Below are 12,212 nucleotides of genomic sequence, written 5' to 3' on the forward strand. Positions count from 1 at the left end.
TGAGTGGCGATGGCGGCTCTTTCAACCATCACCACTCACGACCACGAAGACGAAGCGAATTGGCCCAGATCGGCCTATTGCAAAAATGCATCCCAGGCGGCTCGAACCCGAAACTGATTTTCAGCCACATGCGCCCAGGAAGCGCAATTTAAAAATGCTGAAGAGTGAAACGGAGCGCCGCACCCACCGCCGAGCGCGGCCCTCCGCGTCCATCAACCGTCCTCGCCCTGAACGCTTTCGCCCTGGGCATGGCTCTCGGCCCAACCGCTGCCCTGAACGGAACTGGACGAAGACCCACCCTGAGCAGACCCACCCTGACCGCCCTGCCCGCTGTCCCCACTGCGCGAAGAAGTGCTGCTAGTGCTGCTAGTGGTGCTCATGTGCGACGAAGTGGTCGTGCTGGAGGTGGTGGTGCTGGTGCCCCCACCCGGCGTGGAGGTGAACCTGTGACTGCTGGTCTGCCAAGTCTGAGTCTCCGAAGAGCCCGGGTGAAAGTAAGGATCCCCAACAGCACCAGCAATGCCGCTACCCAACATCCCGAGAGCACCAACGGCCAACATTCCAACAACAACCCGACGCATGGAGAAACCTCCGAATAACGAGAACAAGGCACCTAAGAGAGGATCACACCCCACCAAACCCCGCGCCCCGCGCAACAAAATTTCCCAATTTCGAGCGAACCAAAAGAAAGATCAAAAACCCACCAAGGCACCCCAAGTGCCAGTGTCGCCCGGGGCTCACACTCGACGGCCGAAGGCCGGAGCCCTCTCAGCACCTATCGAACGGCTGGTCCCCAACTCAGGCCGGGTACGCCACCCATGGCGAGGAGCAAGCGAATGGCAACCCCCGCACCGTGGGGGGTTTGGGGGGTTCGAACCCCCCAATAAAATTGGCGAAGGAGCCGCAGCTTGCGTTCTCCGCAAGCACACGACTCCCAGCTCCGAGCGGATGACGGGACTCGAACCCGCGACCCTCACCTTGGCAAGGTGATGCGCTACCAGCTGCGCTACATCCGCATTTTCATCGCCCTGCTGGGCTGTTGAAGACTACTTTAGCCCATGGTTCATGGCTCCGTTCGCAGGGGGTCCTCATCAGTTCGGGGCGCCTGTCGCGCGGGTCGGGGTGATGCGGAGCAGCACGCGCTGCTCGGCCTGCATGGCCTGGCGATACGCAGGCCAGTCGGGGTGTTCGCCGGAAATGCTCCGGTAGTAGTCCTCGAGCAGGGGGAGGGCGTCGGGGAGCTCGACGATCTCCACGTCGCCGTCGAGCTGGATCCAGCGGCCGAAGAACTCGTCCGGGAGGACGCAGAGCCACGCGTGTGGGTGGCGGCGCAGGTTGCGGACTTTGGCGGAGCCAGCGACAGTGCTGACGGTGACGTGCCCGGCGCGGTCCGTGGTGGCCAGCACGGGCGTCATCTGGGGGGTTCCGTCGGCTCGCAGCGTGCTGAGCACAGCGCGGTGCTGGTGGCCGATCGCTTCGCGGGCTTCGTCGAGATCCATCGCGACCTCCGGGTGCCGGGACGTCCACGGTAGCGATTCCGGTTGGTGTTCGGGGGTTCACCGGTTGGCTCGGTCGGGGGAGGAATTGTGGGGGCGAACCAGGTCGCGTCGGACGACGCAGTGCTGTTGGGGCGGTTGCGGGAGGGCGACGACGCCGCTTTCGGGGAGTTGTACTGCCGTCACTCGCCGATGGTGCGGCGCTTCGCGTTGAGCATGCAGCGGCCGGGGATCGACGTCGATGACGTGGTGGCCGAGGTCTTCTTGCGCGTGCTGCGCGCGGTTCGGGCTGGTCACGGGCCTCGGGACACGATCCGCACGTACTTGTTCACGGTGGTTCGGCGGGTGCTGGCGGAGTGGGTGGCCGCGCGGCGGGACGAGTTGATGAACTCCGACGAGCTGGGCGAGCACGTGCCGCGGCAGGGCGATCACCAGGTCACGCAGGCCGAGCGCGAGCTGCTGGCCCGGGCGTTCCGGCGGTTGCCCGCGCGGTGGCGCGAGGTGCTGTGGCGCACCGAGGTGGAGGGGCATCGTCCGTCGAGCATCGCGCAGCAATTGGGTTTGACGCCGAACGCGACGGCGGTGCTGGCGCATCGAGCGCGGCGCGGGCTGCGTGAGGCGTATCACCAAGCTTCTGAGTTGCCGGTGGGGCGGGCGAGGAGGTGCCTGCGCCGGGCTTGACGTGCCGCCGAGGGGTTGGCCAGAGCGCTCAGCATGATCGACAATGGGCCCGTTCGGGTACGACTATCACCCGTCGGGCCCATGACGCGCGCGGTACCGTTGCTCCACGCTCGGTTAGCGCCGGGGTTCGAGTGGCGAAGCGATGTTGTTGAGGCGACCAGCCCGGGTGGGCGGGGAGGCGACGATGAACCGGGTGGTGCGGGGCTCCGACGGCCGCGAGTGGACCATCAAGGCGAACTTGGAGTGGTCCAATCCAATAGCGGCGGAGGAGTTCGAGCACGACGTCAACGGCGGCGCCACGCCCGCCGTGGTGATGGGTGCGGTGCTGCTTTTCCTGGTCGTGCTGTTCGCGGTCTGGACGCCCGACGAGGTGTACGTGCCGCCGTGGCTGATCCTGCTGCTGATCGTGGCGGTGCTGTTCTTCCCGGTCCGCTGGGTGATGCACCGGCCGTGGACGATCGCCGCGGCCACGCCCGGCGACCACGACGAGAACCCGCCTGAGACCTGGGTGGGCGTGGTGCGCGGCTTCTACGACGTCCGCAAGGAGGTCTCCGAGGTGGCCCGCCACATCGAGCTCTACGCCGAACCCGACATGAACGGCAGCCTTCAGCCGGTCGAGTAGTTCTCGGAAGGTCCAGTGGCTGGTTCGGGTGGCGGAACATCAGACGCCGCCTGGACTGCGGGAGCCCGTTCTAATTCGGGACCGGGTTGGGTTTTTCGCGCACACTGGTGTGGTGCCGGAACTTCCTGAAGTTGAAGCGTTGGCCCAGCACCTCCGCGACAACGCCGTGGGTCGGGCCGTGGCCCGCGTCGACGTCGCGTCGATGAGCGTGCTGAAGACGGCGAGCCCGCCGTGGACCGAGCTGCACGGTCGCACCGTCACCGCGGCTTCGCGGCGTGGCAAGTACCTGGACCTGGACTGCGACGGGTTGCACCTGGTCTGCCACCTGGCGCGGGCCGGTTGGCTGCGCTGGTCGGACAAGTTGTCGCCGACGCCGCCGAAGCCCGGGCGGGGGCCGATCGCGCTGCGGGTGAACCTGGGCGGGGTCGGGTTCGACCTGACCGAGGCCGGCACGCAGAAGAAGCTCGCGGTCTGGGTGGTCGCCGATCCGGGCGAGGTGCCGGGGATCGCGAAGCTGGGGCCGGACGCGCTGGACCTGGACGGCGACGGGCTGACCACGATCCTGTCCGGGCGCACCGAGCGGATCAAGACGCTGCTCACCGAGCAGTCCTCGCTGGCCGGGATCGGCAACGCCTACTCCGACGAGATCCTGCACGCCGCGAAGCTCTCGCCGTTCGCCACCGCGGGCAAGCTCGACGCCGATGCCGTGGCGCGGCTGCACGCCAGCATGCAGGAGATCCTTCAGGACGCGGTGCAGCGTTCGCTCAAGCAGGACGCGGCGCGGCTGAAAGCGGAGAAGCGGTCGGGCTTGCGGGTGCACGCGCGGACCGGTTTGCCGTGCCCGGTGTGCGGGGACCTGGTCCGGGAGGTGTCCTTCGCGGACCGCTCGATGCAGTACTGCCCGACCTGCCAGACCGGGGGCAAACCGCTTGCGGATCGGCGGCTGTCCCGGTTGCTGAAATAGTTGTCCACAGGCTGTGGATCAATTCGCCGGTTGTACACAGGCGCATAGCCGCTGGTGGAGCCGGTCAATACCGCTGAACGGAAGAGTAAGGTACCGCTTACCGATGGAAACCGTGCACTGAGCGTAGCTGTCTTGATTCCTGGTGTGCTCGTCGGGCAGATTGATGTTGTGGCGGAGTTGTTGACTGAGCGGACGGTGCTGACCACGCTCGCGGCGCTCGCCGTGCTCGGCATGTTCGTCCTGCTGTGCCGGGCCCGTCGGGTGAACACCTCGGTGGAGGATGCCACGCTGGCGGCGCTGCACCGCGTGACCAGCGCGGCTCCGCATCTGCGCGCGGGTTTGACGCCGGCTTCGGCGGACAAGGCGGCACCGCACCTGCGGGAATTGCTGGCCTGCGTCGCGGTGGGAATCGTCGACGCAGACGGAACGCTGCTGAGCTGGGACGGCGAGGCCAACCACCACTACGCCGACCTGCGCGGCAAGATCGAGCAGGTGCTGCGCACCGGCAAGCGCGAGTTCCTCGACCACGGTGACGTGACCTGCGAGCAGCGGCCGTGCCCGATGCGGCACGCCGTCGTGGTGCCGCTGGAGGTCGAGTACGAGACCCGCGGCGCGCTGGTGGTGATCGCCGGTGGCGACCGCAAGCGCCTGCTCCGCGCGGCCGGTGAGGTCGCCAACCACGTCTCGACCCAGCTGGAGCTCGCCGAGCTGCAGGAGTCCAAGGAACGTTTGGCGCAGGCCGAAGTTCGCGCGCTGCGGGCGCAGATCTCGCCGCACTTCATCTACAACGCGCTGAACACCATCGGTTCGCTGATCCGCACCGACCCGGAGCACGCGCGGGATCTGCTGCAGGAGTTCGCCGACTTCACCCGCTACTCGTTCCGCACCAGCGGCCTCTACACCACGCTGGCCGACGAGATCCGCAACATCGACCGCTACCTGACGCTGGAGAGCGCCCGGTTCGGCCCGGACCGGCTGCGGGTGCAGCTCAAGATCGCGCCGGAGGTCCTGCCGGTCGTGGTGCCGTTCCTGGCGCTGCAGCCCTTGGTGGAGAACGCGGTCCGGCACGGCTTGGCGAACAAGCCCGGCGGCGGAACCGTGTCGGTGACCGCTGAGGACAACGGGACCGAAGCGCTGATCAGCGTCGACGACGACGGCATCGGGATGGACCCGGAGCGGCTCGACGCCGAGCTCTCCGACGCGCACATGACCGGCGCGCACGTCGGCCTGGGCAACATCAACAACCGGATGCGGGCGACCTTCGGCAACGACTACGGCCTGGTCGTGGAGACCGAACAGGACGCGGGCATGAAGGTCATCATGCGGGTGCCGAAGTTCGCGCCGGGCGTGCGTCCGGTGCCGCCGCCGGCGTTCGAGGAAACGGGCGTCGGATTGGCAGCTGGCCCCGCGGTGAGCCGGTAACGTCGAGGTATGACCGAGAAGGTGCCGCAGAAGTTCACCGACCTGTTGTCCGGCAAGTTGTCCTCGAAGCTGCCGGGCAAGCTCGCCGAGCGAGTGGAGCGCGGGCCGGTGGTGGCGGTGGTGAAGCTGCACGGCGTCATCACGTCGACGCCGTCGCCGATGAGTCGGCCGACGATCTCGACGCAGACCGTGGAGTCGGCGCTGACCCGCGCCTTCGGCCAGGACCGGCTCACCGGTGTGGTGCTGTCGGTGAACTCGCCGGGTGGCGCGCCGACGCAGTCCGCGCTGGTGGCGGATCGGATTCGCGAGCTGGCCGCGGAGAAGGACGTGCCGGTGATCGCCTACTGCGAGGACGTCGCGGCTTCCGGCGGGTACTGGCTGGCCTGCGCGGCCGACGAGATCTACGCGCACCAGACGTCGATCGTGGGATCCGTCGGGGTGGTCAGCGCGAGCTTCGGGCTCAACGGGCTGATCGAGAAGCTGGGCGTGGAGCGCCGGGTCTACACCGCGGGCGAGCACAAGGTGCGGCTGGACCCGTTCGTCCCGGAGAAGGAAGAGGACGTGCAGTGGCTGCGCGGTCTGCAGGGCGAGCTGCACGAGCAGTTCCGGGACTGGGTGCGCAAGCGCCGCGGCAGCAAGCTCAACGGCACCGACGACGAGCTGTTCTCCGGTGAGGTGTGGACCGGGGCGAAGGCGGCGGAGCTAGGCCTGGTGGACGGCGTGGGTTCGTTGCGGGACATCGTGAAGGAGAAGTTCCCGGACGCGCACCTGCACACCGTCGAGGCGCGCAAACCGCTGCTGGCCAGGCTCGGCATGTCGTCTTCGGTCCGCCTCGGCGGATCCCCGGCGGACGCGATGCTGTCCACTGTGGAGGCTCTGGAACACCGCGCGATGTGGAACCGATTCGGCCTCTGAGAACCTGTCTGACGAGCTCGTTTTGCGTGGCGGTGCGGGTAACCTCAGCGCCCGCCTGGACTGCGGGTGCCCACCCTTATGTATGCCAATACACGGCGGGTGGGCCGTCCTCGTCAGGCGAACGCTGAGAACCCGCGGCGGTGCAAGCGCCGAGGGTGGGCTATGCGCCTGGCGGCGCATCAAAGATCAAAACCGAGGATCGAAGACGGCCTCTGAGACGAATTCGACGGTTCCAACTGGAACTGTGATCCCGGAACGTGATCGACCGCAGTTTCAATTGAAACTGCGGTCGTTTTGTGTATACGGGCGCCTCGACTGTGCAGACGGTGATCGTCGTGGTCGCACTCTGTTGATCACGTCACTGGGGTTGTCACTCTTTCGGCGGTAGTTGCTGGGCTGAACGGGCGAAATATCGTTGCCCCGAGGGGGGAATTCCGCGGTAAGCCCCCTGAAGGCCAGTGCGTTCCGTTAGCAATTAGCTTTGTTGGCAAGGCGTGACTGGACTCACTCGGGGCGAGTGAGATTCGACGGCAGGATATGGCGTGCAGTGAGTACACGAGAGAACCCAGCGGGGCTCGTCGTTCTGGCCGTTGACGACGAGATGGCCGGGCTGGACGAGATGAAGTACCTGCTCGGCAACAACCCGAGGGTCGGTCGGGTGCTGACGGCGTTCGACGCGGCCGAGGCATTGCGCCTGCTGCGCAGTGACGACCCCGACCTGTTCGGCCAGCGCGACGCGGACGAGTCCGTTGTGGACGCCGTGTTCGCGGACGTCTCCATGCCCGGGCTCAGCGGGATGGAGCTGGCGCGGGTGTTCACCGCGTTCCGAAACCCCCCGGCGCTGGTGTTCATCACCGGGCACGAGGAGAACGCGCTCGAGGCGTTCGAGGTCGGCGCGCTGGACTACATCATGAAACCGGCGAACGCCGAGCGGATCGACCGCGCGCTGCGCACCATCGAGAAGAACAAGCAGCAGGCGGCGAAGGGGTCGCGCGCGCTGGAAGCCGCGACGCAGGACGACGAAGAGGTGATCCCGGTCGAGCTGGCCGGCACCACCCGGATGATCCCGCGCAAGGACGTGCGCTGGGTCGAGGCGCAGGGCGACTACGCGCGCCTGCACACCACCGACGGCTCGCACCTGGTGCGAATCCCCTTGGCGCAGCTGGAAGAGCGCTGGGCCGAGGCCGGGTTCCTGCGCATCCACCGATCCTTCCTGGTGTCGTTGTCGCTGGTCACCGAGCTGCGGATGTCCTCGTCCGGGTACTCGGTGGTGCTCGGTGGCGGGCAGCCCAAGGAACTCCCGGTCAGCCGTCGGCACACCCGCGAGCTCAAGGACCGCTTGGTCCGCGCGCCGCGGCAGAACTGGGGGCAGCAGTGATCCGCGGTTCGGCCGGATGAGTCCCGAGGGCTTCGACGTTCGAGGTCGGCTCGGGGACGCGCCCCGGCGGCGCCGCAAGCGCGTGGTGCTCGCCGACCGCCGTCGGACCCGTCAGGTCGCCCGCACCATGCTGGAGCTGGAGGAGCAGACCAGTGTCGGCGAAGTCCTGGTCACCAGCCTGGTGAAAGCGCAGCTGCGCAGCGCCCTGCTGCTGATGGGCGTGGTCTCGGCCGTGCTGTTCGGGCTCCCGGCGCTGTTCTGGGCGGTGCCGGCGATCGGCGACGTCGCGGTGGCGGGCGTCCGGTTGCCGTGGTTGCTGCTGGGAGTGCTGGTCTACCCGTTCCTGGTGCTGATCGGATACCTCTGCACCAGGCGGGCCGAGCAGCACGAGCGGGACTTCATCGACATCGTCGAGCAGTGACGCCCATGAGCAACGACGAGAACACCCGAGTAGGCGGCGCGGTGCGATGACCTCGAATTCCTGGTCTCTGCTCGGTGTCGTGCTGATCGTCGCGGCGACCTTCGCCATCGGGATCTGGGGTTCCCGCTCGGCGCGCACCACCTCGGACTTCTCCACCGCGCGGCGGGAAGTTCGGGAGGAGCACAACGCCGCGGCGATCTCCGGCGAATACCTGTCCGCCGCGTCGTTCCTGGGCGTTGCCGGACTGGTGCTCAAGGACGGCGTGGACGCGCTTTGGTATCCGATCGGCTTCGCGGCCGGGTACTTGGCGTTGATGCTGTTCGTCGCCGCGCCGATGCGTCGCTCGGGCGCCTACACGCTGCCGGATTTCGCCGAGGCACGGCTGGATTCGCTGCGGCTGCGCTCGTTGTGCACGGTGCTCGTGATGCTGATCGGCTGGTTGTACCTGGTGCCGCAGCTGCAGGGCGCCGGGATGACCTTGTCAGCGATCATCGGTCTTCCGCACTGGGCGGGGATTTTCGCCGTTTCGGCGATCGTGCTGGTCACCGTGGTCACCGGGGTGCTGCGCGCGGCGACCCTGGTGCAGGCGTTCCAGTACTGGGTGAAGCTGTTCGCGATCGTGCTGCCGGCCTTCGTGCTGTTCATCGTGTTCCTGGGCGGTGAGCAGCGGCAGGCGCTGGAATCCCCGGTGCCGCCGGTGTTTCCGCGCGACACCCAGGTCCGCCTCGACACCGACGCGCGGTTGACCGTCCGCGAACCGGTGTGGATGGCCGACCGGGACGGCTCGATCTACCTGCAGCCCGGCGAGCACGATTTGCCCGCGGGCAGCGAACTCCGGTTCCCCGCAGGGGCGGCGGTGCCGGTGGTGGCCGACGCCGAACCGGACAACGCCACCTGGCTGCGGCCGCAGCACGGCGGGGCGCTCGGGTTGCTCGAGACGTATTCGGTGCTGGTCGCGACGTTCCTGGGCACGATGGGTCTGCCGCACGTGCTGGCCCGCTTCTACACGAACCCGAGCGGCACCGCGGCTCGTCGCACCACGCTGTACGTGGTGGCGATGCTCGGCGCCTTCTACCTGTTCCCGACGATCTTCGGGTTGCTGTCCCGGCTGTACGCGCCACAGCTGCTGGTCACCGGCGAGACGGATGCGGCGGTTCTGCTGCTGCCGAGCGAGATGCTGGACGGCTGGGCGGGCGGGCTGCTCGCGTCGATCACCGCGGCCGGGGCGTTCGCCGCGTTCCTGTCGACCTCGTCGGGGCTGGTGCTGAGCCTGGCCGGGGTGATGTCCTCGCGGGACGTGCTGCGCGGGCGCACGCTCGACTTCCGGCTGCTCGTCGTGCTCGCCTGCCTGGTGCCGACGTTGTTGGCGCTGTTCGCGGACACCCCCGACATCGCGCGCAGCGTCGGGTTGGCGTTCGCGATGGCCGCTTCGACGTTCTGCCCGGTGCTGGTGCTCGGGATCTGGTGGCGCGGGCTCACCGCGGCCGGTGCCGCCAGCGGCATGGTGGTCGGCGGCAGCCTGGTGCTGATCGCGGCGCTGCTGACGTACTTCGTGGGCCGCGGGGAGACTTGGTGGGCGACGTTGATCGGGCAGCCCGCGCTGGTCACGGTGCCGATCGCGTTCACGGTCACCGTGCTGGTCAGCCGGGCGACCTGGGCTCGAGTGCCTGCTGGGGTGGGGCGCGTGATGCTGCGGCTGCACGCTCCGGATCGGCTCGGTTTCCTGAACGACGAGCTGATCGCGGGCGCTTCCGAACGGGCGGAGGCCGGGGGCCGGCACCAGCGCTGAGGGTGATCTCCAGATGAATTGTTTAGTCCATTCGTCGCATCGCGGATGGAAATTTGATCACTTTGAGTGATAGAAAATTCCGTCGAATCGAATTCAATAGTCCAAACGAGTGAAAATGTGTCGATTTGTCGTAATTACTCCGACTGCACTTGGCCTTCATCGGCTTCACTCGATCGTTAGCTTGTGTACTCCCTTCAGGCCTTCCCCGCCGTGGGTGAACTACGTAGCGTTTCCGCCCTGAAAGCGATTCAGGCTCGCGTCCCGGCTGTCCCGGGCCGGGGCCTTTTTCTTCTGGGAGGGACCCCGTGAGCACCACGGACCAAGTCGGGTCCGGGTCCGGTATCGACGCCGAAACCTGGGCCGCTGCGCAAAGCAGCCCCGAATTCACCGCATTGCGCCGCAGGCTGCGCAACTTCGTCTTCCCGGTCTCGGCGCTGTTCTTGGCCTGGTACCTGGTTTACGTGCTGCTCGCCGACTACGCGCACGGCTTCATGAGCATCAAGCTGGTCGGCAACATCAACATCGGCCTCGTGCTGGGTCTGTTGCAGTTCGTGTCCACCTTCGCCATCACCACCTGGTACGTCCGCTACGCCAACCGCAACCTCGACCCGGTCGCGGAGCAGATCCGAGACTCCGTCGAGAGCGGTGCGGTCGCGGCGACGCTTGAGAAGGCTGACGCTCCGGCGGAGGATGCCGAGAAGGCTGACGCTCCAGCGGAGGATGCCGAGAAGGCTGACGCTCCAGCGGAGGATGCCGAGAAGGCTGACGCTCCAGCGGAGGATGTCGAAAAGGCTGACGCCCCAGCGGAGGACGCGGAGAAGGATGACGAGGACGCGGCGGAAGAGGCTGCGGCCGAAGGAGGCCAGCAGAAGTGAACGTCGCACTCCACCCGCTGGCTGACACCCCGGCGACCGCGCAGAACAGCTGGCTCAACATCGGCATCTTCATGCTGTTCGTGCTGGTCACGATGGTCGTCGTGTTCCGGGCCAGCCGGAACACGAAGACCGCTGCCGACTACTACGCGGGCGGTCGCGCTTTCACCGGCCCGCAGAACGGCGTCGCGATCGCCGGTGACTACCTGTCCGCCGCGTCGTTCCTCGGCATCGCCGGGGCGATCGCGGTCTACGGCTACGACGGCTTCCTGTACTCGATCGGCTTCCTGGTGGCCTGGCTGGTGGCGCTGCTGCTGGTCGCGGAGCTGCTGCGCAACACCGGCAAGTACACGATGGGCGACGTGCTCAGCTTCCGGATGAAGGAACGTCCGGTGCGCACCGCCGCGTCGCTGTCCACCATGGCCGTGACGTTCTTCTACCTGCTCGCCCAGATGGCCGGCGCCGGCGGTCTGGTGGCGCTGCTGCTGGGCATCTCCAGCAAGACCGGTCAGGCCGTGGTCATCGCCGTGGTCGGCGCGCTGATGATCGTCTACGTGCTGGTCGGCGGCATGAAGGGCACCACCTGGGTGCAGATCATCAAGGCCGCGCTGCTGATCGCGGGCGCGTTCGTGATGACCATCTGGGTCCTCGGCATGTACGGCTTCAACCTGTCCGGGCTGCTCGGCCACGCCGCCGATGTCGCCGGACCGTCCGTGCTCGACCCGGGTGCCCAGTACGGCAAGACCGGTACCAGCAAGATCGACTTCATCTCGCTGGGCATCGCGCTGGTGCTCGGCACCGCTGGTCTGCCGCACGTGCTGATGCGCTTCTACACCGTGCCCACCGCCAAGGAAGCCCGCCGCTCGGTGGTCTGGGCGATCTGGCTGATCGGCCTGTTCTACCTGTTCACGCTGGTCCTGGGCTACGGCGCGGGTGCGCTGGTCGGGCCGGACGTGATCAAGGACGCGCCGGGCGGGGTCAACTCGGCCGCGCCGCTGCTGGCGCTGGAGATCGGTGGCCCGCTGCTGCTGGGCTTCATCGCCGCGGTCGCCTTCGCGACCATCCTGGCCGTGGTCGCGGGGCTGACGATCACCGCGTCCGCCTCGTTCGCGCACGACATCTACGCGAACGTGATCAAGAAGGGTCAGGTGGACGACAAGAACGGCGAGGTCAAGGTCGCCCGGATCACCGCGGTGGTGATCGGCATCGTGTCGATCTTCGGCGGTATCGCGGCCAACGGCCAGAACGTGGCGTTCCTGGTGGCGCTGGCGTTCGCGGTGGCGGCCTCGGCGAACCTGCCGACGCTGCTGTACTCGCTGTTCTGGAAGCGCTTCAACACCAACGGCGCGTTGTGGAGCATCTACGGCGGTCTGGCGATCACGATCCTGCTGATCGTGTTCTCCCCGGCGGTCTCCGGAAACAAGGAAGCGATGTTCCCGGCGCTGGACTTCGCCTGGTTCCCGCTGAAGAACCCGGGTCTGGTGTCGATCCCGCTGTCCTTCCTGCTCGGCTACCTCGGCACGATCGTCAGCAAGGACAAGACGAACGAGGAGAAGTACGCCGAGATGGAGGTCCGCTCCCTCACGGGTGCGGGCGCGGAGAAGGCGGTCTCGCACTGACGGTTCGTTGAAAGGCGCCCGTCCGGCCGCGTG

General features: G+C 67.3%; 10 protein-coding genes, 1 tRNA gene and 1 pseudogene. 10 read left to right on the top strand and 2 right to left on the bottom strand.

Features of this window, described 5'->3' with window-relative positions:
• Positions 1 to 943: 943 nt before the first annotated feature.
• Together ACWCO2_RS23905 and ACWCO2_RS23910 are read right to left on the bottom strand one after the other, a co-directional pair.
• Positions 944 to 1,016, bottom strand: a tRNA-Gly gene (locus tag ACWCO2_RS23905).
• 75 nt (positions 1,017 to 1,091) lie between these two features.
• On the bottom strand, positions 1,092 to 1,499 hold the full coding sequence (locus ACWCO2_RS23910) for a PPOX class F420-dependent oxidoreductase (RefSeq protein WP_450129982.1): 408 nt from the start codon (positions 1,497 to 1,499) through the stop codon (positions 1,092 to 1,094).
• An 87-nt stretch (positions 1,500 to 1,586) separates the two neighbouring features.
• Between ACWCO2_RS23910 and ACWCO2_RS23915 the strand changes: the two genes are divergently transcribed.
• The 10 genes and pseudogenes from ACWCO2_RS23915 (at position 1,587) to ACWCO2_RS23960 (ending at position 12,179) form a co-directional block, all read left to right on the top strand.
• Complete coding sequence (locus ACWCO2_RS23915; protein ID WP_450129983.1) at positions 1,587 to 2,177, top strand: RNA polymerase sigma factor; 591 nt, start codon at positions 1,587 to 1,589, stop codon at positions 2,175 to 2,177.
• A gap of 184 nt (positions 2,178 to 2,361) precedes the next feature.
• Positions 2,362 to 2,799, top strand: coding sequence for a DUF983 domain-containing protein (locus tag ACWCO2_RS23920; RefSeq protein ID WP_450129984.1), 438 nt, complete (start codon positions 2,362 to 2,364; stop codon positions 2,797 to 2,799).
• A 112-nt stretch (positions 2,800 to 2,911) separates the two neighbouring features.
• The gene (locus ACWCO2_RS23925) at positions 2,912 to 3,763 is read left to right on the top strand and encodes an Fpg/Nei family DNA glycosylase (protein WP_450129985.1); all 852 of its coding nucleotides are present in this window, start codon (positions 2,912 to 2,914) and stop codon (positions 3,761 to 3,763) included.
• A gap of 168 nt (positions 3,764 to 3,931) precedes the next feature.
• Positions 3,932 to 5,185, top strand: a complete 1,254-nt coding sequence (locus ACWCO2_RS23930; RefSeq protein WP_450129986.1) for a sensor histidine kinase — start codon at positions 3,932 to 3,934, stop codon at positions 5,183 to 5,185.
• A 9-nt stretch (positions 5,186 to 5,194) separates the two neighbouring features.
• Entirely contained in the window at positions 5,195 to 6,100 is a 906-nt protein-coding gene (locus tag ACWCO2_RS23935; protein ID WP_450129987.1) for a S49 family peptidase, read from the top strand.
• 547 nt (positions 6,101 to 6,647) lie between these two features.
• Positions 6,648 to 7,478, top strand: a complete 831-nt coding sequence (locus tag ACWCO2_RS23940; RefSeq protein WP_450129988.1) for a LytR/AlgR family response regulator transcription factor — start codon at positions 6,648 to 6,650, stop codon at positions 7,476 to 7,478.
• Positions 7,479 to 7,494: 16 nt separating this feature from the next.
• The gene (locus tag ACWCO2_RS23945) at positions 7,495 to 7,899 is read left to right on the top strand and encodes a hypothetical protein (protein WP_450129989.1); all 405 of its coding nucleotides are present in this window, start codon (positions 7,495 to 7,497) and stop codon (positions 7,897 to 7,899) included.
• A 46-nt stretch (positions 7,900 to 7,945) separates the two neighbouring features.
• Entirely contained in the window at positions 7,946 to 9,688 is a 1,743-nt protein-coding gene (locus tag ACWCO2_RS23950; protein ID WP_450129990.1) for a sodium/solute symporter, read from the top strand.
• 341 nt (positions 9,689 to 10,029) lie between these two features.
• Positions 10,030 to 10,338, top strand: a pseudogene (locus ACWCO2_RS23955) (DUF485 domain-containing protein); the annotation flags it as partial.
• A gap of 296 nt (positions 10,339 to 10,634) precedes the next feature.
• Entirely contained in the window at positions 10,635 to 12,179 is a 1,545-nt protein-coding gene (locus tag ACWCO2_RS23960; RefSeq protein ID WP_450130029.1) for a solute symporter family protein, read from the top strand.
• Positions 12,180 to 12,212: the final 33 nt, after the last annotated feature.

This window comes from Saccharopolyspora sp. NPDC002376, assembly GCF_053593195.1.